At 71.9% G+C, this 25,629-nt stretch carries 23 protein-coding genes; 4 read left to right on the forward strand and 19 right to left on the reverse strand.

The genetic code is table 11. The annotated features are described in order from the left end of the window. Window positions 1–187: 187 nt before the first annotated feature. Window positions 188–1,612 carry a type I glutamate--ammonia ligase gene (gene glnA, locus J2W21_RS13255; protein ID WP_307114978.1) on the forward strand — a complete coding sequence of 475 codons (1,425 nt, stop codon included), beginning with the start codon at window positions 188–190 and terminating at the stop codon, window positions 1,610–1,612. 111 nt (window positions 1,613–1,723) lie between these two features. On the opposite strand, the gene J2W21_RS13260 is transcribed toward glnA (J2W21_RS13255), so the two are convergent. The 3 genes from J2W21_RS13260 to glnA (J2W21_RS13270) are packed head-to-tail and all read right to left on the reverse strand — an operon-like array spanning window position 1,724 to window position 6,504. Continuing rightward, on the reverse strand, window positions 1,724–2,050 hold the full coding sequence (locus tag J2W21_RS13260) for a cupin (protein WP_307114979.1): 327 nt from the start codon (window positions 2,048–2,050) through the stop codon (window positions 1,724–1,726). A 44-nt stretch (window positions 2,051–2,094) separates the two neighbouring features. Continuing rightward, window positions 2,095–5,154 (reverse strand): bifunctional [glutamine synthetase] adenylyltransferase/[glutamine synthetase]-adenylyl-L-tyrosine phosphorylase, encoded by a 3,060-nt coding sequence (locus tag J2W21_RS13265; RefSeq protein ID WP_307114980.1) that lies wholly within the window; start codon window positions 5,152–5,154, stop codon window positions 2,095–2,097. A gap of 9 nt (window positions 5,155–5,163) precedes the next feature. Then, window positions 5,164–6,504, reverse strand: coding sequence for a type I glutamate--ammonia ligase (gene glnA / locus J2W21_RS13270; protein ID WP_307114981.1), 1,341 nt, complete (start codon window positions 6,502–6,504; stop codon window positions 5,164–5,166). 77 nt (window positions 6,505–6,581) lie between these two features. Here glnA (J2W21_RS13270) and panB point away from each other — a divergent pair, with 77 nt between their 5' ends. Continuing rightward, window positions 6,582–7,466: a 3-methyl-2-oxobutanoate hydroxymethyltransferase gene (gene panB, locus J2W21_RS13275; protein ID WP_307114982.1), complete on the forward strand. Its 885-nt coding sequence runs from the start codon at window positions 6,582–6,584 to the stop codon at window positions 7,464–7,466. A 4-nt stretch (window positions 7,467–7,470) separates the two neighbouring features. Here panB and J2W21_RS13280 read toward each other — a convergent pair whose 3' ends face one another. Further along, a complete protein-coding gene (locus tag J2W21_RS13280) occupies window positions 7,471–7,659 on the reverse strand; it encodes an SPOR domain-containing protein (protein WP_066497450.1) in 189 nt (62 codons plus the stop codon). 66 nt (window positions 7,660–7,725) lie between these two features. On the opposite strand from J2W21_RS13280, the gene map reads away from it, so the two are divergent. Further along, window positions 7,726–8,604 (forward strand): type I methionyl aminopeptidase, encoded by an 879-nt coding sequence (gene map, locus J2W21_RS13285; protein WP_307114983.1) that lies wholly within the window; start codon window positions 7,726–7,728, stop codon window positions 8,602–8,604. Between the two features lie 41 nt (window positions 8,605–8,645). Beyond that, window positions 8,646–9,449, forward strand: coding sequence for a polyphosphate--glucose phosphotransferase (gene ppgK / locus J2W21_RS13290; RefSeq protein WP_307114984.1), 804 nt, complete (start codon window positions 8,646–8,648; stop codon window positions 9,447–9,449). Between the two features lie 86 nt (window positions 9,450–9,535). Here ppgK and nrdR read toward each other — a convergent pair whose 3' ends face one another. The 15 genes from nrdR to murG all read right to left on the reverse strand — a co-directional run bounded on the left by nrdR (window position 9,536) and on the right by murG (window position 25,628). Then, window positions 9,536–10,009 (reverse strand): transcriptional regulator NrdR, encoded by a 474-nt coding sequence (gene nrdR, locus J2W21_RS13295; RefSeq protein ID WP_307114985.1) that lies wholly within the window; start codon window positions 10,007–10,009, stop codon window positions 9,536–9,538. 142 nt (window positions 10,010–10,151) lie between these two features. Next, the gene (gene hisD, locus J2W21_RS13300) at window positions 10,152–11,534 is read right to left on the reverse strand and encodes a histidinol dehydrogenase (protein WP_307114986.1); all 1,383 of its coding nucleotides are present in this window, start codon (window positions 11,532–11,534) and stop codon (window positions 10,152–10,154) included. A gap of 79 nt (window positions 11,535–11,613) precedes the next feature. Next, entirely contained in the window at window positions 11,614–12,120 is a 507-nt protein-coding gene (locus tag J2W21_RS13305) for a hypothetical protein (protein ID WP_307114987.1), read from the reverse strand. A 10-nt stretch (window positions 12,121–12,130) separates the two neighbouring features. Further along, window positions 12,131–15,664, reverse strand: coding sequence for a DNA polymerase III subunit alpha (gene dnaE / locus J2W21_RS13310; RefSeq protein ID WP_307114988.1), 3,534 nt, complete (start codon window positions 15,662–15,664; stop codon window positions 12,131–12,133). 95 nt (window positions 15,665–15,759) lie between these two features. After that, window positions 15,760–16,686, reverse strand: a complete 927-nt coding sequence (locus J2W21_RS13315) for an RluA family pseudouridine synthase (RefSeq protein WP_307114989.1) — start codon at window positions 16,684–16,686, stop codon at window positions 15,760–15,762. Then, window positions 16,679–17,272: a signal peptidase II gene (lspA, locus tag J2W21_RS13320; RefSeq protein WP_307114990.1), complete on the reverse strand. Its 594-nt coding sequence runs from the start codon at window positions 17,270–17,272 to the stop codon at window positions 16,679–16,681. The genes J2W21_RS13315 and lspA overlap by 8 nt, the downstream gene beginning before the upstream one ends. Before the next feature lie 74 nt (window positions 17,273–17,346). After that, entirely contained in the window at window positions 17,347–17,997 is a 651-nt protein-coding gene (locus J2W21_RS13325; RefSeq protein WP_307114991.1) for a DivIVA domain-containing protein, read from the reverse strand. Between the two features lie 136 nt (window positions 17,998–18,133). Further along, window positions 18,134–18,421, reverse strand: a complete 288-nt coding sequence (locus J2W21_RS13330; RefSeq protein WP_307006340.1) for a YggT family protein — start codon at window positions 18,419–18,421, stop codon at window positions 18,134–18,136. 13 nt (window positions 18,422–18,434) lie between these two features. Further along, on the reverse strand, window positions 18,435–18,950 hold the full coding sequence (locus J2W21_RS13335; protein WP_066497432.1) for a cell division protein SepF: 516 nt from the start codon (window positions 18,948–18,950) through the stop codon (window positions 18,435–18,437). A gap of 83 nt (window positions 18,951–19,033) precedes the next feature. Next, window positions 19,034–19,744: a YggS family pyridoxal phosphate-dependent enzyme gene (locus J2W21_RS13340; protein WP_307114992.1), complete on the reverse strand. Its 711-nt coding sequence runs from the start codon at window positions 19,742–19,744 to the stop codon at window positions 19,034–19,036. After that, window positions 19,737–20,462, reverse strand: coding sequence for a polyphenol oxidase family protein (locus tag J2W21_RS13345; protein ID WP_307114993.1), 726 nt, complete (start codon window positions 20,460–20,462; stop codon window positions 19,737–19,739). Before J2W21_RS13345 ends, J2W21_RS13340 begins: the two co-directional genes overlap by 8 nt. Next, window positions 20,459–21,694, reverse strand: coding sequence for a cell division protein FtsZ (ftsZ, locus tag J2W21_RS13350; RefSeq protein WP_307114994.1), 1,236 nt, complete (start codon window positions 21,692–21,694; stop codon window positions 20,459–20,461). The genes J2W21_RS13345 and ftsZ overlap by 4 nt, the downstream gene beginning before the upstream one ends. Window positions 21,695–21,932: 238 nt before the next feature. Further along, the gene (locus J2W21_RS13355) at window positions 21,933–23,030 is read right to left on the reverse strand and encodes a cell division protein FtsQ/DivIB (RefSeq protein WP_307114995.1); all 1,098 of its coding nucleotides are present in this window, start codon (window positions 23,028–23,030) and stop codon (window positions 21,933–21,935) included. Window positions 23,031–23,055: 25 nt separating this feature from the next. Then, complete coding sequence (gene murC / locus J2W21_RS13360) at window positions 23,056–24,477, reverse strand: UDP-N-acetylmuramate--L-alanine ligase (protein WP_307114996.1); 1,422 nt, start codon at window positions 24,475–24,477, stop codon at window positions 23,056–23,058. Beyond that, window positions 24,474–25,628 (reverse strand): undecaprenyldiphospho-muramoylpentapeptide beta-N-acetylglucosaminyltransferase, encoded by a 1,155-nt coding sequence (gene murG / locus J2W21_RS13365; protein ID WP_307114997.1) that lies wholly within the window; start codon window positions 25,626–25,628, stop codon window positions 24,474–24,476. Before murG ends, murC begins: the two co-directional genes overlap by 4 nt. Window position 25,629 lies beyond the last annotated feature (1 nt).

Consider the following 25,629-nt stretch of genomic DNA (forward strand, 5'->3'; position numbering starts at 1 on the left):
CCGCTGCGGCTAGCGTTTACACGGGACAAGGCCCTGTAACCTCGCCGAAACAATACCGACACGGACGGGAAATCCCCCGTTCGTACTGTGGGTGCCAGTTGCGTACGAGGCGCACGGCGGACGCGCAGTTGCTGCGCGCGCCGGTCCGCGCCGGCCCGACTGCCCCCACCCTGCCAAAGGAGTACAGATGTTCAAGTCTGCGGACGAAGTCCTCGCATTCATCAAGGACGAAGACGTCAAGTTCGTCGATATCCGCTTCACCGACCTGCCCGGCGTCCAGCAGCACTTCAACATCCCGGCCAAGACGGTCGACGCCGACTTCTTCGAGCACGGCCAGCTCTTCGACGGCTCCTCGATCCGCGGCTTCCAGGGCATCGCCGAGTCGGACATGCAGCTCATCCCGGATGTGACGACCGCGTTCGTGGACCCGTTCCGCGTCGAGAAGACCCTCGCCCTGAACTTCTCCATCGTCAACCCGCGCACGGGCGAGCCCTACCACCGCGACCCGCGCGGCGTGGCCGAGCGCGCCGAGGCCTACCTCGCCTCGACGGGCATCGCCGACACCGCCTTCTTCGCGCCCGAGGCCGAGTTCTTCGTCTTCGACAACGTCCAGTTCGAGTCCTCCCCGCAGGGCTCGTTCTACAAGGTCGACTCCATCGAGGCCCCGTGGAACTCGGGCCGCGAGGAGGAGGGCGGCAACCTCGGGAACAAGACGCCGTTCAAGAGCGGCTACTTCCCGGTGGCCCCGGTCGACCACCAGGCCGACCTGCGCGACGCCATGTGCCTCGCCCTCGACGCCGCCGGCCTCGAGGTCGAGCGCTCGCACCACGAGGTCGGCGCTGCCGGCCAGGCGGAGATCAACTACCGCTTCAACACCCTCGTCCGCGCGGCCGACGACCTGCAGAAGTTCAAGTACATCATCAAGAACACCGCGCTCGAGTGGGGCAAGGCCGTCACGTTCATGCCGAAGCCCATCTTCGGCGACAACGGCTCGGGCATGCACTGCCACCAGTCGCTGTGGAACGGCAGCGAGCCGCTCTTCTACGACGAGAAGGGCTACGCCAACCTCTCGGACCTCGCCCGCTGGTACATCGGCGGCCTGCTCAAGCACGCCTCCGCGGTCCTCGCGTTCACGAACCCGACGGTGAACTCCTACAAGCGCCTCGTGAAGGGCTTCGAGGCCCCGGTGAACATGGTGTACTCGCAGGGCAACCGTTCCGCCGGCATCCGCATCCCGATCACGGGCTCGAACCCGAAGGCCAAGCGCATCGAGTTCCGCGCGCCGGACCCCTCGTCCAACCCGTACCTCGCGTTCGCGGCCCAGCTCATGGCGGGCATCGACGGCATCCGCAACCGGATCGAGCCGCCGGCCCCGATCGACAAGGACCTCTACGAGCTCCCTGTCGAGGAGGCCCGCGACATCCCCAAGGCCCCGGGCTCGCTCGAGGAGGCCCTCGAGGCCCTCGAGGCGGACAACGAGTTCCTCCAGGCCGGCGGGGTCTTCACCCAGGACCTCATCGACACCTGGGTCGCGTACAAGCGCGAGAAGGAGATCATGCCGCTCTCGCTGCGCCCGAACCCGTACGAGTTCGAGCTCTACTTCGGGGTCTGATCCCCTTCCGCGGGTTCCACCGCGCACGACGGCGCCCCTCGCCTCCCGCTGCCAGCCGGCGGGAGGCGGGGGGCGCCGTCGTGCGTCCCGCCGTCTGTGCGGCGGCGCGCGTCAGCCTGCGACCGTGGTGAGGAGCCCGGTGGCGTCGCCCTCGGCGGTCACGTCGTGCCGCGGGCCGGGCAGGACGGCGAGCTCGCCGGGGCTCAGGCGCAGCTCAGCGTCGCCGGAGCGCACCACGAATGTCCCGGACAGGACGTGGAGCGTGGCCGCGGCGGGCTTGGCATGGTCGCCGAGGACCTGCCCGTCCAGGATGGCCAGGAGCGTGTGGCGCAGCGTGCCGTCGTGGAGCAGGGCGCGTGCGCTGCGCCCGTGCGGGCTCGTTCTGGCCCGCTCGAGCTCCTCGGCTGCGGCGGCGGCGATATCGACCAGGGTGTGCATCGTCTCTTCCTTTCTCCGTGCCGGGTGCGCGCGGGCGGCGGCCCTCAGTGTTCGGGGGCGTAGAACCGGCGCTCGAACACCTGCCGGGCCCGGCGGGTGACGTTGAGGTAGTGCTGCTCGAGGGCGGTGGCCTGCCCGGGCGGATACCCGCACCACCGGGCCACCGCTTCGAGGTCTCGCCGCGAGCTGGGCAGCAGGTCCGAGGCGCGGCCGCTCCAGGCGACGTTCGCGCTGCGGATCCGGCTGGCCAGGCGCCACGCCTCCGCGAGGAGCGCCGCCTCCCCCGGCGGGACGAGACCGAGGTCCGAGGCCGCCGTGAGCGCCTCCATCGTTCCCGTGGTGCGCAGCTGGGGATGGCGGCGCGCGTGCTGGAGCTGGAGCAGCTGCACGAGCCACTCGACGTCGCTGAGTCCGCCGCGGCCGAGCTTGACGTGCCGGGACGGATCGGCGCCCCGGGGGAGCCTCTCGGCCTCGACGCGGGCCTTGATGCGCCTGATCTCGCGGACGTCGGCGGCCGAGAGCTCCTCGGGGTAGCGCACGGAGTCCACGAGGTCCATGAAGTCGGTAGCCAGGGCGTCGTCGCCCGCGAGCGGCCGCGCCCGCAGGAGCGCCTGGGCCTCCCACACGAGCGCCCACCGGCGGTAGTACTCGGCGAACGAGTCGAGCGAGCGCACGAGGGGGCCGTTCTTGCCCTCCGGCCGGAGGTCGGCGTCAAGCGCAAGCGTGCGCTCGGCGAGGACCGGCGGCTTGAGCGGCTGGGTCAGGAGGGCGGAAAGGGTCCCGACGATCGCCAGGGCCTGGCGCTGCGCCGCATCGGGGTCCGCGCCGGGGACGGGCCGGTGGACGAACATGACGTCGGCGTCGGAGCCGTAGCCGATCTCGCGGCCGCCCTGGCGCCCCATGGCGACGACGAGCACCCGGGTGAGCAGCCCGCCGTCGGCCGCCTCCGCCGCCCCCTCGGCGACCCGGAGCGCGCCGAGCACCGCGGCCTGGTCCGCGTCGGAGAGGGCATGGCCCACGGCCTCGGTGTCGAGGATCCCGGCGCGGTCCGCGAGGGCCACGCGCAGGATCTCGCGGCGCCGGATGAGCCGCACGAGCCGCATGGCTGCGGGGGGCTCGGCGTGCCGGGAGAGCTTGGACTGGATCTCCTGCCACTGCGCCTCGAGCGGAAGCGGCTCGAGGTCCGAGTCGTCTCCCAGCCACTTGACGGACTCGGGCGAGACCTCGAGCAGGTCGGCGATGAGCCGGGAATCGGCCAGCACATGGGAGAGCCGCTCCGCCGCCGCCGCCGAGTCGCGCAGGAGGCCCAGGTACCAGTGGGTGGTGCCCAGGGCTTCACTGACACGGCGGAAAGCCAGCAGCCCGCCGTCGGGGTCCACGCCCTCGGCGATCCATCCCAGCAGGACGGGCAGCAGCTGCCGCTGGAGGGCGGCCCGGCGGCTCACGCCTGCCGTGAGCGCCTCGATGTGCCGCATGGCCCCCTGCGGGTCCCGGTAGCCGAGCGCTGCCAGGCGGGCCTGGGCCGCCTCCGGCGTCAGGCGTGCCTCCTCGGCGCTCATGTGCGCCACGGTGTTCAGCAGCGGGCGGTAGAAGATCCGCTCGTGGAGTTCGCGGACGCTGCGCTTGGTGCGGTGCCACGTCTCCAGGAGCTGCTCCGGGGAGGCGCGACCGAGGTCGAGAACGCCCTGGGTGGAGCGCGCGAGCGCGCGCAGGGCGTCCTCGGAGACGGGCATGAGGTGCGTGCGGCGGAGCTTGGCCAGCTGCAGGCGGTGCTCGAGCAGGCGGAGATAGCGGTAGGAGGAATCGAACTCGGTCGCGGCGCTGCGGCCGATGTAGCCGCCCGCGGCGAGCGCCGCGATGGCCGAGGTGGTGTCGCGCACCCTCAGGGACTCGTCCGTGCGCCCGTGGACGAGCTGGAGCAGCTGGACGGTGAACTCGACGTCGCGCAGGCCGCCCGCGCCGAGCTTGATCTGCCGCTCGGCCTCGGCCGCCGGGATGTTCTCCGTCACGCGGCGGCGCATCGCCTGGACGGACTCGACGAACCCGTCACGCTCCGCGGAGGACCACACGAGCGGGGCCACGGCCGCCTCGTAGCGGGCACCGAGGCCGGCGTCCCCCGCGATGTGCCGTGCCTTGAGGAGGGCCTGGAACTCCCAGCTCTCCGCCCACCGGGCGTAGTAGGCCAGATGCGAGTCGAGGGTGCGCACGAGCGGGCCGTCGCGGCCCTCGGGCCGCAGGTTCGCGTCGACCTGCCACAGCGCCGGCTCGCGGCCGGAAGACCAGACGGCCTTGACCATGCCCGTGGCCAGCGCGGTGCCGATCGTGGCCGCGCGGGCGCTGTCCGGCGCCCCGCCGGGCCCTGCGCCGTCGGGCCCTTCACCGTCGGCCTCGATGACGTAGATGACGTCGACGTCGGAGATGTAGTTGAGCTCGCGCGCCCCGCACTTGCCCATCCCGATCACCGCGAGCGCGACGGCGGCGACGTCCTCGCGCCCGAAGCTCGCCTCGGCCTCGGCCCGCGCCACCGCGAGGCCTGCCTCGAGCGCGGCGCCGGCGAGGTCGGAGAGCTCCGCCGCGGCGGTGGGCATGAAGTCGGTCGGGGACGCCGAGCCGAGGTCCCGCAGCGCGAGCTCACACAGGTGGCGCCGGTAGGCGACCCGCAGGGCCTCGTAGGCTCCCGGCCCCGTGGCCCCGGCCACGGGGCGGGCGGAGCGCGGGTCCGCTCCGACGGCCGCCAGCAGGGCCGCGCGCAGCTCCGCGGGGTCGGCGCCCGAGGGCTCCGCGGACAGCGGGCGCTCGAGCACGTCGAGGTGCTCGGGGCGCCGGATGAGGAACTCGCCGAGCGCCTCGGAGGCACCGAGCAGGCGGAACATCGGCTCGCTGCGCGCCGGGCCCTCCTCCACAAGGCGGCGCACGTCCGGCCGTCGCTCGATCAGGCGGACGAGGGCGACGAGGGCGGCATCCGGGTCCGCGGCCAGCGCCAGTCCCTCCAGCACCGCGGCGGGGTCGATCCCCTCGAGCTCCCGGGCGGCGAGGAAGCGCTCGGCACGCTCGGGGTCGGCGGACCCCAGGGCGATGAGGCGGCGCGTCAGGGACGGGGCCACGGCGTGCGCCTAGAGGATGCCGAGGTTGCGGTGCAGTTCGTAGGGCGTCACCTCGAGGCGGTACTCGTTCCAGTCCTGCCTCTTGTTGCGCAGGAAGTACTCGAAGACCTGCTCGCCGAGGATCTCCGCCATCAGCTCGGAGTCCTCCATCGCGTTGACGGCGTCATGGAGGCTCGCAGGCAGGGGCGAGTGGCCCAGCGCGCGGCGCTCGGCGGTCGTCAGGGCCGAGATGTCGTCCTCGGCGGCTGGCGGAAGCTCATACTCCTCCTCGATCCCCTTGAGGCCGGCACCGAGCAGCACTGCGTAGGAGAGGTAGGGGTTCGTGGCCGAATCGATGCCGCGGTACTCGATGCGGCCGCTCTGGGCCTTGCCGGGCTTGTAGAGCGGCACCCGCACGAGGGCCGAGCGGTTGTTGTGCCCCCAGCTGAGGTAGCTGGGCGCCTCTCCCCCGCCCCAGAGCCGCTTGTACGAGTTGACGAACTGGTTCGTCACGGCGGTGAACTCGCTCGCGTGCCTCAGGATGCCCGCGATGAAGTGCCGGGCCGTCTTCGACAGCTGGAACTCCGCCCCCGGCTCATGGAACGCGTTGCTGTCGCCTTCGAAGAGGGAGAAGTGGGTGTGCATGCCCGACCCCGGGTGCGCCGAGAACGGCTTGGGCATGAACGTCGCGTAGCTGTTCTGCTGGAGGGCCACCTCCTTCACGACGGTGCGGAACGTCATGATGTTGTCCGCCGTCTGGAGCGCGTCCGCGTACCGCAGGTCGATCTCGTTCTGGCCCGGGCCGTTCTCGTGGTGCGAGAACTCGACCGAGATGCCCACCGACTCGAGCATGTTCACCACGGTGCGGCGGAAGTCTTGGGCCACGCCGCCGGGCACGTGGTCGAAGTAGCCGCCCTGGTCCACGGGGACCGGGGCGCCGTCGGGCCCGAGCCGGTCCGACTCGAGGAGGTAGAACTCGATCTCCGGGTGGGTGTAGCACGTGAAGCCCATCTCTGCGGCGCGCGCGAGCGTCCGCTTGAGCACGTTGCGCGGGTCCGCCGGGGACGGTTCACCGTCGGGGGTGAGGATGTCGCAGAACATGCGGGACGTGGGCTCCGTCTCGCCGCGCCAGGGGAGGATCTGGAAGGTCGACGGGTCCGGCTGGAGCAGCATGTCCGACTCGGAGACCCGCGCGAGCCCCTCGATCGAGGAGCCGTCGAACCCCAGGCCCTCCTCGAAGGCGCCCTCGACCTCGGCGGGGGCGAGCGCCACCGACTTGAGGGACCCGACGACGTCGGTGAACCAGAGGCGGACGAAGCGGACGTCGCGCTCCTCGATGGTCCGGAGGACGAACTCCTGCTGACGGTTCATGGGATCTTCGCATCCTTACCGGTTGGGCCCTGCAACGCTTCCTCCACTCTACTGAAGCATCGACTAGTCTCATGCCTATGGCCCCCACGAGTTCCGACGCACCGAGTCACGACGAGCTGCCGGCGCCCTACGGGAGCGGGTCGGCCCCTGCGCCCAGGACCGGACGGACGCGCATCCACCATCTGGCGCAGGCCAAGGAGCGCGGAGAGCGCTTCGCGATGCTCACCGCCTACGACCAGTACACGGCCCGCATCTTCGACGAGGCCGGCATCGAGGTCCTGCTCGTCGGCGACTCCGCCGCGAACAACGTCTACGGCCACGAGACGTCCCTCCCGGTGACGGTGGACGAGCTGATCCCGCTCGCCCGCGCGGTCGCGGTGTCCGCCCCGCACGCCCTCGTCGTTGCCGACGTCCCGTTCGGCAGCTACGAGGCCTCTCCCGCCCAGGCGGTGGCGACGGGCGTCCGATTCCTCAAGGAGGGCCTCGCGCACGCGGTGAAGCTCGAGGGCGGCGCGTACTACGCGGACACGGTGCGGGCCATGGTCCAGGCGGGGATTCCGGTCATGGCGCACATCGGGTTCACCCCCCAGAGCGAGCACGCCCTCGGCGGCTACCGGGTGCAGGGCCGGGGCGAGGCCGCCGCGCGCCTCATCGAGGACGCCAGGGCCCTCGAGGCGGCCGGGGCGTTCTGCGTCCTGATGGAGATGGTCCCCGCGGACGCGGCCGCCGCCGTGGACGCCGCCGTCACGGTGCCGACCATCGGCATCGGCGCCGGCAGCGCCACGACCGGCCAGGTGCTCGTCTGGCAGGACATGGCGGGCCTGCGCGGGGGCCCGGGCACGCGCGTGGCCAAGTTCGTCAAGCAGTATGCGGACCTGCGGGGAACGCTCCTGGAGGCAGCGCGGGCGTACCGCGAGGACGTGCGCTCGGGCTCCTTCCCGGGTCCCGAGCACTCCTTCTGAGGACTCAGTCCCTGTCGCTCCAGCCGTCGCCGTCGGCGTCCGAGGGGTCCCACGCGCGGTTGCGCTCCTTGACCTTCTCGAGGGCCTTCTCCGCCTCCGCGCGCGTCTTGTAGGGCCCGATGAGCTGCGTCCAGTCGCTCTGGGCGTCTTCCTCTACCTCGTGCGTGCGGACGTTGTACCAGTACTCGACCATTTCCAGGCCCTTCCCGGGCCTCCGTCGATGAAGCCCCACGATGCGCTCGACTAGTACACTCACCCTATGCCTTCTACCCCCTCCACGGCACCTCTGGGCACGCTTGTCCGCGGCACCCTGAGCCCCGTCCGTCCCGTCCCGGCGTCGATCCCGCGGCCGGAGTACGCGTGGAAGAAGGCACCCGAGAAGTACACGGGCTCCAACGTGCTCACGCCCGAGCAGATCGAGAAGGTCCGGGCGGCCGGAAGGATCGCTGCCCAGGCCATCGTGGAGGTCGGCGCACACATCCGCCCCGGCGTGACCACGGACGAACTCGACCGCGTGGGCCACGAGTTCCTCCTCGACCACGGCGCCTATCCCTCGACCCTCGGCTACCGCGGCTTCCCGAAGTCGCTGTGCACGTCGGTCAACGAGGTCATCTGCCACGGAATCCCCGACTCGACCCTCCTGGCCGACGGGGACATCATCAACATCGACATCACCGCCTTCAAGGACGGCGTCCACGGGGACACGAACTTCACGTTCCTCGTCGGGGACGTGGACCAGGAGTCGAGGCTGCTCGTGGAGCGGACGCAGGAGTCCCTCCGCCGAGGCATCAAGGCCGTCGCCCCGGGCCGTGAGATCAACGTGATCGGCAGGGCCATCAGCGCCTATGCGAAGCGCTTCGGCTACGGGGTGGTGCGGGACTTCACCGGCCACGGCGTGGGCGAGGCCTTCCACTCCGGGCTCATCATCCCGCACTACGACGCCGCCCCCGCCTACGGCACCATCATGGAGCCGGGGATGGTGTTCACGATCGAGCCGATGCTGACGCTCGGCGGCATCGAGTGGGACATGTGGGAGGACGACTGGACCGTCGTCACCCGCGACCGGAAGCGCACCGCCCAGTTCGAGCACACCCTCGTCGTCACCGATTCCGGCGCCGAGGTCCTCACGGTTCCCTGAACCACCCCTCCCCCACACGACCCGCGAGAGGCAGGCCGCGCATGGCAAAGAGCGAGAAGAAGAAGAAGTCCCGGGCAACCGCGATCGGCATCGACATCGGCGGCACGGGCATCAAGGGGGGAATCGTCGACCTCGCCAAGGGCAAGCTCGTCGGGGACCGCATCCGTGTCGACACCCCGCAGCCCTCGACCCCGGAGGCCGTGGCCGCGGTCGTCGCCCAGATCGTCGACGAGCTCGGCGCCCGAGAGGGTGCGCCCGACGCCGACAGCCCGGTGGGCGTCGCCTTCCCCGCCATCATCCAGCACGGTGTGGCCCGCTCCGCCGCGAACGTGGACAAGTCGTGGATCGACTTCGAGGTGGACAAGGCCTTCACGAACAAGCTCGGCCGGCCCGTCGAGGTCGTCAACGACGCGGACGCCGCGGGGCTCGCCGAGGTGCGCTTCGGCGCGGGCAAGGGCGTCGATGGGACGGTCCTCGTGATCACCCTCGGCACCGGGATCGGGTCCGCGTTCGTGTTCGACGGGCGCCTCGTCCCCAATGCCGAGCTCGGCCACCTCGAGATCGACGGCCACGATGCGGAGACGAGGGCCTCCGCGGTGGCGCGGGAGCGGGACGGGCTCAGCTGGGAGGACTACTCCGTGCGGCTCCAGCGCTACTTCGAGCACGTCGAGTTCCTCTTCTCGCCCGAGCTGTTCATCGTGGGCGGCGGCATCTCCAAGCGCGCCGACGAGTACCTGCCGCTGCTGAAGCTGCGGACGCCGATCATCCCCGCCAAGCTCAAGAATGAGGCCGGCATCGTGGGGGCGGCGCTCCAGGTCGCGATCCACCACAAGCTCGCGAAGTAGGCCGACCCGCTGCTGCGGACGACGGCGAGGGGCCCCGGACAGTTCGTCCGGGGCCCCTCGCCGTGGTCGCCGCCGGGCGGCGGGCCTCAGCTCGCGGCCGACTCGGGTGTGCCCTCCCGCTCGGCGCGCAGCACGCTGATGGCGGCCTCGAAGTCGGCGAGCGACTCGAAGTCCTGGTAGACGCTCGCGAAGCGCAGGTAGGCCACCTGGTCGAGCCGCTTGAGCGGGCCGAGGATCGCGAGGCCGATCTCGTGGGCCCGGATCTCGGCCGAGCCCGCGGCCCGGATCGTCTCCTCCACCTCCTGGGCGAGGAGGGCGAGGTCGTCGTCCGTCACCGGGCGCCCCTGGCATGCCTTGCGCACGCCGTTGATGACCTTGGACCGGCTGAACGGCTCGCCGGCGCCGGAGCGCTTGAGCACGGTCAGGCTCGTGGTCTCGAGCGTCGTGAACCGCCGGCCGCACTCAGGGCACTGCCGGCGGCGCCGGATGGCCGAGCCGTCGTCCTGGAGACGGCTGTCGACGACGCGGGAATCGGGGTTGCGGCAGAACGGGCAGTACACGCAGTCCATCCTACTGAGCCGGGGACCGCCCCCACAAGGCATGACCACAACATGTAGTGTCACGGACACTACGTGTAGGGGCAGGAGATGAAGCGGCCGGGTGCAGAGCCCGCCCGTGCGGGAGAGGCGCGGCCCGCTGGCGTCAGGCGCCGGCGAACCTCGCATCGACCGCGTCCCCGTGGGCGGGGAGGTCCTCGGCGTCCGAGAGGCTGCGGATGTGCGCCGAGACGCCCTTGAGCGCCGCCTCGGAGTAGTCGACGACCTGGATCGCCCGCAGGAACGTCGTGACGTTCAGCCCGGACGAGAACGCCGCCGTGCCGGAGGTCGGCAGGACGTGGTTCGACCCGGCGCAGTAGTCCCCGAGGCTCACGGGGCTGTAGTCGCCGACGAACACCGCGCCGGCGTTGCGGATCCGGGCGGCGACGGCGGGCGCGTCCGCGGTCATGATCTCGAGGTGCTCGGCCGCATAGGCGTCACACACGGCGATGCCGGCCTCGAGGCCGTCGACGAGCACGACGCCGGACTGCTCGCCTGAGAGCGCTTCGACGACGCGGTCGCGGTGCTTGGTACGCTCGGCCAGGATGGCGAGCTGCTCGCGCACGCGCTCCGCGAGCTGGGGCGAGTCCGTGACGAGGACGCTGCCCGCGCGGGGATCGTGCTCTGCCTGGCTGATGAGGTCTGCCGCCACGAGCTCAGGGCGCGCGCCGGCGTCGGCCAGGATCGCGATCTCGGTGGGGCCCGCCTCGGCATCGATGCCCACGACGCCCTTGACGAGCCGCTTGGCTGTGGCCACGAAGATGTTGCCGGGCCCCGTCACGACGTCGGCCGGCTCGATCGCGGGAAGTGGTCCGCCGCCGTCGTGCGCGCCGTCGGCGCCCTCGGGGATCCCGTAGGCGAACGAGACGATCGCCTGTGCGCCGCCGATCGCGTAGACCTCGTCGATGCCCAGGAGGGCAGCCGCGGCGAGGATGGTGGGGTGGGGCAGGCCCCCGTTCTCCTTCTGCGGCGGGGAGGCGAGCGCGATCGAGCCGACGCCTGCGGCCTGGGCGGGCACCACGTTCATGACCACGCTCGAGGGGTAGACGGCGAGGCCGCCGGGGACGTACAGGCCCACGCGGCGCACGGGGACCCAGCGCTGGGTGACCGACGCGCCGTCGGCCGGGTGCACGGTGACGTCGGCGGGGACCTGGGCGGCCGCGAACGCCCGGGCGCGGGCGATCGACTCCTCCAGTGCGGCGCGCACACGGGGATCGAGCGCGGCGAGCGCGGCGGAGATAGCCTCGGCGGGCACCCGCGGGTGGCGCTGATCGACGCCGTCGAACTTCGCCGCGAGCTCGGTCAGGGCCGCGAAGCCCCGGGCCCGCACGTCGGCGATGATCCCGCGCACCGCCTGCTCCACGCCCGTGCCGTCCCCAGCCGCCAGGCGCGGGACCGCGGCCCGCAGCTCCGCGGATCCGAGGGCGTGTCCCCGCAGGTCGATGGTGCGGAAGGCGGGCGCGGCGGGCGTTGAGGCGGCGGAAGTCACCGCCCCAGTCTACCGGCGGCAACCGGGCGGCCCGGTGGCCTGCGGGCCCGTCCTCCGGGGCCCTGTCCCCCGGGCGGGGTCAGTCCCGGGGCGGGACCCACCACAGGGTGGTGAAGGCGAGCACCGCGAGGGCGACGACGGCGGGCCAGACCGCGAGGGCGCTGAGGGCCTGCAGCCCGAAGGCGGACTCGGCGACCGAGGGGCTGACGCCGCGCGACCCGAGCACGTGTCCGAGGCCCACACCGGTCCCCCAGGCGGCGAGTGTGCCCAGCGTGCTGCCCGCGAGGGCGGACAGGCCCCGGTTCGGCAGGCCCGTCCGGCGGCGGCCCACCGCAAGCGCGACCGTGACCACGAGTCCCGCGGCGAGGCCCAGGGCGCCGAACAGGAGGTCCCGCTCGTCCCAGGTCTCGTAGTCGGTCCCGGCGCCGTAGAAGAGCCCGCCGGGTGCCGCGACCACCCAGACGGTGCCCAGCACCAGGCCGCCCAGCAGGGGGAACACGCACCAGCGCACGAGCGAGACCCGCTCCCGCCGGTCGGCGCGCTGCGGGCCCTCCGCCGCCTCGGGCCGGACCGACTCCTCACTCATCCCGGGCGCCTCAGGCATCGAGGCACGCCGGGCCGAGGAGGACCTTGAGGTCTCCGAACAGGGCCGGGTTCGGGTTCACGCGCAGGTGCACGCCGAGGCGCATCACCTCGATGCTCCGCGTCCCCTGGAGCCTGAGCTGGACCTCGTTGTGGCCCGGATGCGTCTTGAGGACGTCCCCGAGCTGCGTCACGACCCGTTCGGTCGCCTTGTGCGTGGGCATGCTGATGACCACCGGACCGCCGGTGGCATCCGAGAGGTCCGGGACGGTGAGCTCCATGGCGTTGAGCGCCACGTTGCCGTCATCGCGGCGCTGGAGCCTGCCCTTGACCACGACGATGAGGTCCTCGGCGAGGATCGAGGAGATCGGGCCGTACACCTGGCCGAAGAACATGACCTCGATCGACGCACCCAGGTCCTCGATCTCGGCGCGCGCATAGGCGTTGCCGCTCGCCTTGGCGATGCGGCGGGACAGGGAGGTGATCATGCCGGCGATCGTCACGATCGAGCCGTCGGCCGGGCCCTCGTCCGCGATGAGGGCACTGATCCCCGTCTCGGCGTGCTGGGCGAGCACGCCCTCGAGGCCCTGGAGCGGGTGGTCGGACACGTAGAGGCCGAGCATGTCCCGCTCGAACGCGAGCTTGTCCTTCTTCTCCCATTCCGGGAGGTCGGGGATCTCGACGGCGAGGCCGGCCGCTCCGCCGCCCTCGGCGTCGCCGAAGGCGCTGAAGAGGTCGAACTGGTTGTTCGCCTCGTTGCGCTTGAGGGTGATGACGGCGTCCACCGCCTCCTCGTGGATCATGGCGAGGGAGCGGCGGGGGTGGCCGAGCGAGTCGAACGCCCCGGCCTTGATGAGGGATTCGATGGTGCGCTTGTTGCACACCACCGCGGGGACCTTGGTCAGGAAGTCGGAGAAGCCCGTGAAGGCACCCTTCTCCTCCCGCGCGGCGACCATGGAGTGGACCACGTTCGCGCCGACATTGCGGATCGCGCCCATGCCGAAGCGGATGTCCTTGCCCACCGGGGTGAAGTTCAGGGCGGACTCGTTCACATCGGGCGGCAGCACCGTGATGCCCATGTGGCGGCACTCGTTGAGGTACATGGCGCACTTGTCCTTGTCGTCGCCGACGCTCGTCAGCAGCGCCGCCATGTACTCCGCGGGGTAGTGCGCCTTGAGGTAGGCCGTCCAGTACGACACCACGCCGTACGCGGCCGAGTGGGCCTTGTTGAACGCGTAGTCCGAGAACGGCAGCAGGATGTCCCAGAGGGCCTTGACCGCGGCGTCGGAGTAGCCGCGCTCCCGCATGCCCCCGGAGAAGCCCGCGAACTGCTTGTCCAGCTCGGACTTCTTCTTCTTGCCCATGGCGCGGCGGAGGATATCGGCCTGGCCGAGCGAGTAGCCGGCGACCTTCTGCGCGATGGCCATGACCTGCTCCTGATAGACGATCAGGCCGAAGGTCGTGTCCAGGATCTCCCGCAGTGGCTCCTCGAGCTCGGGGTGGATCGGCGTGATCTCCTGCAGCCCGTTCTTGCGCAGCGCGTAGTTGGTGTGCGCGTTGGCGCCCATCGGGCCGGGGCGGTAGAGCGCGAGGACGGCGGAGATGTCCTCGAAGTTGTCCGGGCGCATGAGCTTCAGGAGCGAGCGCATCGGACCGCCGTCGAGCTGGAACACCCCGAGCGTGTCGCCGCGGGCCAGGAGCTCGTAGGAGGCGGCGTCGTCGAGCTCGAGGCGCTCGAGGTCGAGGTCGACGCCTTGGTTGGCCTTGATGTTGTCCAGGGCGTCCGTGATGATCGTGAGGTTCCTCAGGCCGAGGAAGTCCATCTTGATCAGGCCCAGGCCCTCGCAGGTCGGGTAGTCGAACTGCGTGATGACCTGGCCGTCCTGCTCGCGGCGCATGATCGGCACGATGTCGATCAGCGGGTGCGAGGACATGATGACGCCGGCGGCGTGGACGCCCCACTGGCGCTTGAGGCCCTCGAGGCCCGTGGCCGTCTCGAAGACGCGCTGCGCATCCGGGTCGGTGCGCAGCAGCTCGCGCATCTCCTCGGCCTCGCCGTAGCGCTTGGCCTCGGGGTTGTGGATGTCCGCGAGCGGCATGCCCTTGCCCATCACATCCGGCGGCATGGCCTTGGTGAGCCGCTCCCCCACCGAGAACGGGTACCCGAGGACGCGGGAGGAGTCCTTGAGGGCCTGCTTGGCCTTGATCGTGCCGTAGGTGACGATCATCGCGACGCGGTCGTCGCCGTACTTCTCGGTCACGTACTTGATGACCTCCGAGCGGCGGCGGTCGTCGAAGTCGACGTCGAAGTCGGGCATCGAGACGCGGTCCGGGTTGAGGAAGCGCTCGAAGATGAGGCCGTGGTCGAGCGGGTTCAGGTCGGTGATGCGCATCGCGTAGGCCGCCATCGAGCCCGCGCCGGAGCCGCGGCCGGGCCCGACGCGGATCCCGTTGTCCTTGGCCCAGTTGATGAAGTCCGCGACGACGAGGAAGTAGCCCGGGAAGCCCATCTGGGTGATGATCCCGATCTCGTACTCGGCCTGCTTCCGCACCGCGTCCGGGATGCCGCCCGGGAAGCGGTAGTGGAGGCCGCGCTCGACCTCCTTGACGAACCACGACTCCTCGTTCTCCCCCTCGGGGCAGGGGAAGCGGGGCATGTAGCTGGCCTTGGTGTTGAACTCGACGTTGCACCGCTCGGCGATGAGCAGCGTGTTGTCGCAGGCCTCGGGGTGGTCGCCGAAGATCGCGCGCATCTCGTCGGGGGACTTGAGGTAGAACTCGTCCGCGTCGAACTTGAAGCGCTTGGGGTCCGCGAGCGTCGAGCCCGACTGGACGCAGAGCAGCGCGGCGTGGCTGGAGGCGTCCTCTGCGTGGGTGTAGTGCAGGTCGTTCGTGGCCACGAGCGGCAGCCCGAGGTCCTTGGCGAGCCGGTACAGCTCCGCCTGGACGTTGCGCTCGATGTCGAGGCCGTGGTCCATGACCTCGCAGAAGAAGTTGTCCGCGCCGAAGATGTCGCGGAACTCCGACGCGGCCTCGCGGGCCTCCTGGTACAGGCCCAGGCGCAGCTTGGTCTGGACCTCGCCGGAGGGGCACCCGGTGGTGGCGATGATGCCCTTGCCGTAGGTCTGCAGGAGCTCGCGGTCCATGCGGGGCTTGTAGAGGTAGCCCTCGAGGGAGGCGAGCGAGGACATGCGGAAGAGGTTGTGCATCCCCTGGGTGTCCTCGGCCCACATCGTCATGTGGGTGTACGCGCCGGCGCCGGAGACGTCGTCCCGGCCGCCCTCGCCCCAGCGCACGCGGGTCTTGTCCCGGCGGGCCGTGCCCGGGGTGAGGTACGCCTCGACCCCGATGACCGGCTTGATCCCGGCGTCCGTGGCCTTCTTCCAGAAGTCGAACGCGCCGAACACGAACCCATGGTCCGTCGTGGCCAGCGCGTTCATGCCGAGTTCCTCGGCGTGGCTGAACAGGTCCCCGAGCCGCGCCGCGCCGTCGAGCATCGAGTACTCGGTGTGGTTGTGGAGATGGACGAACGAACCGCTGGAAGTCACCGACCCAGTCTAGGCGTCGGCGCCGGTGCCGCGGCGGAGGCACGACGGCGGTCTCCCCCGCCGGCGCGCCCGAGCCGCGCGCGCCGCGCGTCAGCTCAGATACGGCCCTCGCGCAGGACGTCGATCGCGTACTGCAGGTCCGCGGGGTACGGGCTCACGGCCTCGACGCGCTCGCCGGTCCTCGGGTGCGCGAAGGCGAGCCGGTATGCGTGCAGCCACTGGCGGGTCAGGCCGAGGTCCGCGGCGAGCCGGGGGTCGGCGCCGTACGTCAGGTCGCCGGCGCACGGGTGGTGCAGCGCGGCGAAGTGCACGCGGATCTGGTGGGTGCGGCCGGTCTCGAGGTGGACCTCGACGAGGCTGGCCCGGCCGAAGGCCTCGATCACCTCGTAGTGGGTCACGGAGGGGCGGCCGTCCTCGATGACCGCGAAGCGCCAGTCGTAGCCCGGATGGCGCCCGATGGGCGCGTCGATCGTGCCCTCCAGGGGGTCGGGGATCCCCTGGACCACGGCGTGGTAGACCTTTTCCACGGTCCGGTCCTTGAACGCCTGCTTGAGCGCGGTGTACGCGAGCTCCGTCTTGGCCACCACCATGGCCCCGGAGGTGCCGACGTCGAGCCGGTGCACGATGCCGGCCCGCTCGGGCGCGCCGGAGGTGGAGATCCTGAAGCCGGCGCCGGCGAGGCCTCCCACGACGGTCGGGCCCACCCACCCGGGCGAGGGATGCGCCGCGACGCCCACCGGCTTGTCCACGACCACGAAGTCCTCGTCGTCGATGAGGATCTCGAGTCCGTCCACCTTCTCCACCACCACTTCCAGAGGGTCCCGGGTCTTGGGCCGTTCGACGAGGAGTTCCTCTCCCGCGCCCAGCTTCGCCGACTTCGCCACGGCCTTCCCACCCGAGGAAACGTGTCCTTCGGCCAGGAGCGCGGCCGCCACGGACCGGGAGACGCCGAGGAGGGCGGCGAGCACGGCGTCGGCGCGGCCGCCCGCGAGTTCCTCGGGGACCACGTGCAGCTCAGCCACGGTCCGGCTCCGCGCCGTCGCCGGCCGACGTGCCCTCTGCGCCCGCTTGGGGGCCGCTGTTGTGACGCTGGCGTGTGCCGTCGGGCGAGCGCCCCATGAGCGTGAGCAGGCAGACCAGCGCGACGCCGCAGACGACGGCGGAGTCCGCCACGTTGAAGATGGCGAAGTGGGGCAGGGAGATGAAGTCGACCACGTGGCCCATGCCGAAGGAGGGCTCGCGGAACAGGCGGTCCGTGAGGTTGCCCAGGGCCCCTCCGAGGACGAGGCCCAGGGCCGCGCCCCACCACAGCGAGCGGACCCTGCGGGTGTAGACGATGATCCCGACGGCCACCACGGTCATGATGATCGTGAACACCCACGTGACGCCCTCGCCGATCGAGAAGGCTGCCCCCGAGTTGCGGATGTAGTACCACTGCAGGAGCGGCGGGAGGACTGGGATGCGCTGGCCCTCGACCATCGTGCTGGTCACCCACAGCTTGGTGAGCTGGTCCCCCGTGTAGGCGACGGCCGCGATGACGGCCAGGAGCACGACGGCGCGCCGTCGCCGCCGGAGCGGGACGGCGGGAACGTCTTCAGTAGTGTCCATGCTTCTTTCCGATGGCAGCGCGAAGCCGGCGCCCGCCGTAGGCGGCCGCCGGCCTCGATGGCTCACGCGGTGGATCAGACCTCGGCGCTGTCGGAGATCTCGGCCGTGGCGACCGATCCGCGCGACTCGAGGTCGCGCAGCTGGCCCTCGATGTAGGCCTTGAGACGGGAGCGGTAGTCGCGCTCGAAGCCACGGAGCTGCTCGACCTTGCGCTCGAGCACAGAGCGCTGCTGCTCGAGGGCTCCGAGGGTCTTGCGGGACTTCTCCTGGGCGTCGTTGACGAGGCTGCTCGCCTCGATCTGGGCCTCGGCGATGATCTTGTCGCGCTGATCCAGGCCGTCCTGCACGTGCTTGTCGTGCATCTGCTGCGCCATGGCGAGCAGGCCGGCAGCGGACTCGGCGACTGCGGCGCGGCCGTCTCCGGACGGGGCCTGGGCCTGAGGCGCCGGCGCGGCGGGAGCCGGGGCGACCTCCTTGGCAGGCTCGGGCTTGGGCTCCTCGCGCACCTCGGCAGGTGCCGGCTTCTCGGCGGCCTGGGGCGCTGCACCCTGCTTGCCGGAGAGCTCGGCCACCTTCTTGCGGAGCTCGTCGTTCTCCTGGTTGAGGCGGCGCAGCTCGATGACGATCTCATCAAGGAAGTCGTCGACTTCGTCCTGATCGTAGCCTTCGCGGAACTTGGTCGGCTGGAACCGCTTGTTGACAACGTCTTCTGGCGTCAGAGCCATCTGCTCACCTCATTGGTCTAATCGGTCAGGCAGCATCCGCCACCACGACTACCGTATCTTGAATTTGCTGGAGGATGTTCGGCACGCCGCCGCCGCGGCAGCGGGCGGGCACGAGCTGGGGACTGAAGGGGCGCCGCTAGGCCAGGCCTGCCACGATCGACATCGCGATGACGACAACGATGACGAGGACGATGAACGCCAGGTCGAGGCTCATCGCCCCGAGGCGGAGCGGCCTGAACCACCGCCGCGAGAGCTTCATGGGCGGGTCCGTCACCGTGTACACCGCGCTCGCAGCGACGAGCGCCGCGCCCCGCGGCCGCCAGGACCGCGCGAACGACTGCACCCAGTCGAACACGAGCCGGGCGACGAGCGCGATGAAGAAGAGCTCGAGCACGAGGTACAGGATGGCGAACAGGAAGCCCATGGCGATGCGTGGATCAGCTCTGGTTGAAGAATGAGGCCTGGTTGTCGGCGACCTTCTTGTCCTCGCCGAGGACCTCGATGGTCGAGGGCGAGAGCAGGAACACCTTGTTGGTGACGCGCTCGATGCTGCCGTGGAGCCCGAACACGAGGCCGGCGGAGAAGTCGACGAGGCGCTTGGCGTCGGCCTCGCCCATGTCCGTCACGTTCATGATGACCGGGATGCCCTCGCGGAAGCTCTCGCCGATGACCTTGGCGTCGTTGTACGAGCGCGGGTGGACGGTGGTGATCTGGCGGAGTCCGCCGTCTTCACGCACGGCGGCGGCACGCTTGATGGGAGTCACGGGAGCACGATACTCCTCCACCTCGGCCGGAGTCGCCTCGCGGGTGGCCAACGCCGTGCGGCGGTCCTCGCGCTCAGTGTGCACTGGCTGTTCCTCTTCCGTCCGTGCGTCATGGGCCTCGGTCTCGAACTGCTCTTCGCCGTCCGCCAGGCCGAGGTAGATCATCGTCTTGCGCAGAGCGCCAGCCATGCTCGACTCCTGTCCTCGGGCCGCTCTGGGTGCAAACGCGAAAGCCGGGCCACTCGGCCCAGAAGGACCCGACAGTGACGAAGCTACCCCACCGCTGGCCGGGGGCCGAGCACATCGGTGCCAATCCTCAGGTGTGTCGCACCCGCGGCGACGGCCGCCTCGAGGTCCTGGCTCATGCCCGCGGAGACCATCGTCGCTGCCGGGAACCGCTCCCTCACCCGTGCCGCGATGTCTGCGAGTCCGGCGAAGGCCTCTGCGGGGTCGGCCCCGAGCGGAGCCACTGCCATGACACCGGCGAGGCGGAGCCCCGGTGCGCCGTCGATGCGCGCGGCGAGCTCCAGGACGTCGGCGGGAAGCGCTCCCCCGCGCCCCGAGGCCGCCGGGTCAAGGTTGACCTGGATGAGGCAGGCCAGCTGGTCCTCGCGCCCCGCGGCTGCAACTGCCTTGGAGAGTGCGGCGACGAGCTGGGGGCGGTCCACGGAGTGCACCGCGTCGGCGTAGTGGGCCACGCTCTTGGCCTTGTTGGTCTGCAGCTGGCCGATGAAGTGCCAGCGCAGGCCGAGGTCGGCGAGTTCGGCGGCCTTCGCGGAGGCCTCCTGGTCCCTGTTCTCCCCCACGTCAGTCACGCCGAGCGCCGCGAGGAGCCGCACATCGGAGGCGGGGTGGAACTTGGTCACCACGATGAGCTGCGGCTCGTCCGCCCGTCCGGCCGCCTCGCAGGCCGCGCGGATGCGCTCCCGGACGCCGGCAAGCCGGGTGGCGAGCTCCTCGCGCCGTCCCCCGGCCTCAGGCATGGGACCAGACCAGGCCGGCAATCCGCCCGGCGCCGGGGGCGCGCCGGTGGGAGAAGAACTCCTCGTGCTCGTACGTGCACGCCTCCGCGTCGCGGTGGGCGGTCACGCCAGCCCGGGCGAGCTGGTCCCGCACCCCGGCGGGCAGGTCGAGGGCGGGCGTCCCCCAGCCGGTGGTCGCCGCAGTCCCGGGCACCGCGGCTGCGACCTCGTCGCGCATCTGCGCGGGGACCTCGTAGCACTGGCCGCAGATGCTGGGACCGAGCCAGGCCTCGAGCCGGTGCGCGCCGGCTTCCCGCAGCCGGGTGACCGCCGCGGGCACCACTTCGGCCACGAGGCCCGGGCGGCCCGCATGGACCGCGGCGAGGGCGGGACGCCCGTCGTCGAACTCGCCCACGAGGACCACCGGGACGCAGTCGGCCACCATCACGGCGAGGGGCTCGCCGTGCGAGAGGAGGGCGTCCGCGGTGGGCGCGGGACCGTCGCCCGCCCACGCGGTCTCCCGCCCGTGGACCTGGCTCATGTAGTGGAAGGAGGGGACCCCTGCGGCGGCGGCGAGCGCCGCGCGATGGCGGCGAACGCCGTCGTCGTCGCCGCCGACGTGGAACGCGAGGTTCCCCGCCGCGGCGCCGGTGAACGCGACGGTGACGCCGGGACGGACGTCCCGGCGCCACCAGAAGGGGCCTTCGGCCGGCGCGGCCGCAGCAGCGCCGCCGGTCACTTGAGGAAGTCGGGCACGTCGAGGTCGTCGTTGCGGTTGCCCGAGAGGTCCGGCTCGACGACGGCGGGGAGCTCGACGTCGAATCCGCCGTCCGCCGACATGCCCGGGCGGCTCTGGCTCCACTGGCTCAGGCCGGCGTGCGCGGGGGCGGGCTGGCTCGGACGGGGCGGGACCGGGGGCTGCGACGCGGCGCCGTGGCCGGCGGGCGCCGCCGGGGCCGACGGAGCGGCAGGGGCCTGTGCGGCCGCCGCCGCCTTGGTGTCCTCGAGCGACGGAGAGGTCGCGCGGACGTCGTCGAACCCGGCGGCGATGACGGTGACGCGCGCCTCGTCGCCGAGCGCGTCGTCGATCACCGCGCCGAAGATGATGTTCGCCTCGGGGTGGGCGACCTCCTGGACGAGGCGGGCGGCCTCGTTGATCTCGAACAGGCCCAGGTCGCTGCCGCCCTGGATCGAGAGCAGGACGCCGTGGGCGCCGTCGATGGACGCCTCGAGCAGGGGCGAGGCGATGGCGAGCTCGGCGGCCTTGACGGCGCGGTCCTCGCCGCGGGCGGAGCCGATGCCCATGAGGGCGGAACCAGCGCCCTGCATGACGGACTTCACGTCGGCGAAGTCGAGGTTGATGAGGCCGGGGGTCGTGATGAGGTCGGTGATGCCCTGGACGCCGGAGAGCAGGACCTGGTCCGCGGAGCGGAACGCGTCGAGGACGGAGACGTTGCGGTCGCTGATGGAGAGCAGGCGGTCGTTCGGGATGACGATGAGGGTGTCGACCTCGTCGCGCAGGGCCTCGATGCCGTTCTCCGCGCTCGTGGCACGGCGGCGGCCCTCGAAGGTGAACGGCCGGGTGACGACGCCGATGGTGAGCGCGCCCAGGCTGCGCGCGATCCGGGCCACGACGGGGGCGCCGCCGGTGCCGGTGCCGCCGCCCTCGCCCGCCGTGACGAAGACCATGTCGGCCCCGCGGAGGACCTCCTCGATCTCGTCGGCGTGGTCCTCGGCAGCCTGACGGCCGACCTCCGGGTTGGCGCCGGCGCCGAGCCCGCGGGTGAGCTCGCGGCCGACGTCCAGCTTGACGTCCGCGTCACTCATGAGCAGCGCCTGCGCGTCCGTGTTGATGGCGATGAATTCCACGCCTCGCAGACCGACTTCGATCATGCGGTTGACTGCGTTCACGCCACCGCCGCCAATGCCGACGACCTTGATGACGGCCAAGTAGTTCTGCGGTGCTGCCACGTTGAGTGTCCCTTGTTCGAAAGCCTGCTGGTTCTGCAAGAAGCCCGGAGTCCAAAACCTTAACCCTCAAGTTGAAGGTTATAGTTATGTCAAGTAGCTCTTAGGAAGACGGTAGGGGGCGGCCTGAGGGCGTGCAACGACCGCCTTGGCGTGTCGCGCCACGTCCTCGCGGACCGCAGGTCCATCTCACCCACTCCACTGTGCCACACGTGCGTCAGGCCCCCGGCCATCGGTTCCGTCATCGTGTCACCGGATGGCGCGGGGTGCTCACGTCGAAGACCTGGACCGGGGCCTGGCCCTTCTGCGGCGCCTGGCCGGCCTTCATGAGGGCGGCGAGCACCTTCGCCTTGAGCTCCCGGTCGTCGGCGTTGCCCCACACCACGCTCCGGCCATCCGCGAGCTTGAGCTGGACCGAGTCCGGAGACTGCGCCGAAGCTGTGGCCAACTGCGCCAGCACGTCGGCGGGCAGCGCGGCGAGCACGGCCGTCACCGCCTTGAAGACGGCCTGGCCCATGGGCATTGCCGAGCCGTCGATGACGGGCACGGCGTACTGCGAGGTGTCGCGCGCCTCGCCGAGGACCACTCCGTCGCCGTCGACGACGAGGAGCTTCTGGCCCTGCTTGACGAGCGCCACGGGCGCCCGTTCGACGACGTCGACCACGAGGGTCTCCGGGGGCACGGCACGGGCCCGGACCGACTTCACCTGGACGAACTGGCCGAGCAGCCGGCCCACCTCGTCCGTGCCCACGGTTGCGAGGGGCCTGCCGCGGACCGGCCCGAGGGCGTCCTCGACCTGCCGCGCCGTCAGCAGGTGCGTCCCCTGGACGGTGATCGATCGGACGGCGACGAGCGGGGTGAACAGCAGCACGGCGAACAGCCCCGCGACGAGCGCTGCCGCGATGGCGGCGCCGAGCAGGAGGCGCCGCCTGCGGCGCCGGCGCGGCGGCTCGGGGAAGGCGAGGACATCGGCGGACTCGTCCGGCGGCCCCTCCGCGCGCTTGGTGCGGCGCAGCTCGGCGAGCGGGGCCAGGTTGGAGAGCTTGGGCCGGGACCGTTTCCGGGCGGTCGGTGCCTCCTCCGCCGGCGCGCCGGTCTCCTCCGGCGTCACGTCCGCGCCCGCATCGCCGAGGACCTGGTCGCCGGCGTCCGGGCCGGGCTTGGCCGAGCCGAGCAGGGTGACCTTGGGCCCGCTGCGAACGGTGACCCTGGCCGACGACGGCGGGTGGCCGGCGTCGTGCGCGGTCCCGGACGAGGCGGGCGGAGCCGCCCGCTCGCGCGGGGGCGTCCCGCGGTCCCGGCCCGGACGCCCCGCCGCAGCGTCATCCCGTCCCGGCACGCGCGGAATCCGCGGGACCCGTCCGCTAGGAGCCATGGTTCGCCTCGGGCACGGAGGGACGGGCGCGCGCGGCGAGGGCCGCGAGGAGCGCCTCGCCCTGGGCCGTGACGTCCCCCGCGCCCACGGTGAGCACGATGTCCCCGGGGGCGGCGGCCGCGGCGAGCTCGTCGACCGCTGCCGCGGTGTCCGGGCCGTACGCGCCCGCTGGGAGGTGCGCGGTGACGAGCTCGCTCGTCACCCCGGGGATCGGGTCCTCCCGTGCAGGGTAGATGTCCATGACCCGCACCGTATCCGCGGCGGACAGCGCCTCGGCGAACTGCGCCCCGAACTCCCGGGTGCGGGAGAAGAGGTGCGGCTGGAAGAGCACGTGGACCCGGTGGCCGCCGGCGACGGCCCGGGCCGCGGCGAGGGCCGCGCGCACCTCGGTGGGGTGGTGGGCGTAGTCGTCGAAGACCCGCACTCCCCCGGCCTCCCCCTTGAGTTCGAAACGCCGGGCGGCGCCGGCGAAGTCGGCCAGCGATGCAGAGGCGCGGGCGGGGTCGGCGCCGGCGTCGACGGCGGCAGCGAACGCCCCGGTCGCGTTGAGAGCGTTGTGCAGGCCGGGGACGCGCAGGGGCAGCGGGTGGACCCGTCCGTCCCAGCGGACCTCGGAGCCCGCCGGATCGAAGGACAGCCGCACGTCGGCGTCCTCCCCCGTGCCGTAGAGGAGCACCCGTGGCGCGCCCTCGCGGGACCGCAGGCGCTCGGCGACGGAGCGTGCGCCGGGATCGTCGGCGCAGGCCAGCACGAGCCCGTGCGCGGGCACGAGTGCGGCGAAGGCGTCGAAGGCCGCATGCACGGCCTCGGCCGTGCCGTAGTGGTCGAGGTGGTCGGCCTCGACATTGGTGATGATCTCGGTCGCTGGCCGGTAGTTGAGGAAGGACTCGTCCGACTCGTCGGCCTCGGCGACGAAGACCGCATCCCGGCCCGCCGCGCCGTTCACGCCGAGCGCGGGGACGTTGGCGCCGATCGCGAAGCTGGGGTCGAGCCCGGCGCCCCGGAGCATCCAGGTGGCCATCGACGTGGTGGTGGTCTTGCCGTGGGTGCCCGCGATGGCGATGACCTGGTCCGAGCCCATCGCCGCGGCGAGCGCCTCGGAGCGGTGCAGGACGCGCAGCCCCCGCGCCGCGGCCTCGGCGAGCTCGGGGTTGTCCGGCCGGATCGCCGAACCACGCACCACCGTGTCCGCGTCCTGCAGGTTGGCCGCATCGTAGCCGACGGCGATCCGCGCTCCGAGCGCGGCGAGGTCGCGCATGACGGGCAGGTCCTTCGCATCCGAGCCGCTCACCGCGACCCCGCGTCCGACCATCACGCGGGCGACGGCGGACATGCCGACGCCGCCGATGCCCACGAAGTGGACCTTGCCCAGAGAGCCGAGCTCCGGTGTGTGCTGCTCCGCGGCGCTCATGCGTGCGTTCCTTCCTGCAGTGCTGCGGCGGCGGCCTCGACCACCATGGCGGCCATCGTCCTGTCCGCGTCCCGGACGCCGAGCCGCGCTGCCCGGCGGGACATCTCGGCGAGCCGTGCGGGATCGGCGAGGAGGGGCAGGACCTGGTCCGCGAGCCACTCGGGCGTGAAGTCGGCGTCCTTGACCAGGAGCGCGGCGCCGGCCTGGACGAGGCCACGGGCGTTGAGTGCCTGTTCGCCGTTGCCGATGGGCAGGGGGACGAAGACTGCCGGGAGCCCGACGGCTGCGACCTCGCAGACGGTGCCGGCGCCTGACCGGCACAGGATCAGGTCCGCGGCGGCGTAGGCGGCCTCCATGGCGTCGATGAACTCGATCTGGCGGTAGCCCGGGGCGCTGAGCGGGGCACCGGAGGCATCCGTGAGCGTCTTCCCGCGCCCGGTGATGTGGAGCGTCTGCACCCCGGCGCGGTCCAGTGCCTCGAGCGAGGCCGCGACCGTGCGGTTGAGGCTCGCCGCGCCGAGCGAGCCGCCCGTGACCACGAGCGTGGTCTTCGCGGGGTCGAGGCCGAGATCGGCGCGTGCGGCGGCCCGGGCGGCCGCGCGGTCCAGCCCCGAGACCTCCCTGCGCATCGGCATGCCCACGGTGCGTGCGTGGCGCAGGCGGGTGTCGGGGAAGGCCTTGCCGACCCGGTGGGTGAGCAGGGCTCCGACGCGGTTGGCCAGCCCGGCGCGGGTGTTGGCCTCGTGGACGACGATCGGCACGCCGAGGCGGCGCGCCGCGAGGTACATGGGCGTGCACACGTAGCCGCCGACGCCGACGAGGACGTCGGCGCCGGCTCCGCGCAGGATGGCCTCGGACTGGCGCAGGGCCCGGGCGAACCGGCCGGGGAGGCGGAGGAGGTCGGCGCTCGGCCGGCGCGGGAACGGCACCCGGTCGATCACGGCGAGCTCGAATCCCGCCTCCGGGACGATGCGGCTCTCCATTCCGGCCGCCGTCCCGACGGCGAGGACCTTCGCCCCGGGAGCGGCCTCGAGGACCGCCCTCGCGATCGCCAGGAGCGGGCTGATGTGTCCGGCCGTTCCGCCGCCCGCGAGCACGACGGACGGTCCCGGTGCGGGAACGGGGGTCCCGGAGGGATCCTCATGGGGCATG

The organism is Sinomonas atrocyanea, assembly GCF_030811715.1.
GTDB lineage: Bacteria > Actinomycetota > Actinomycetes > Actinomycetales > Micrococcaceae > Sinomonas > Sinomonas atrocyanea_A.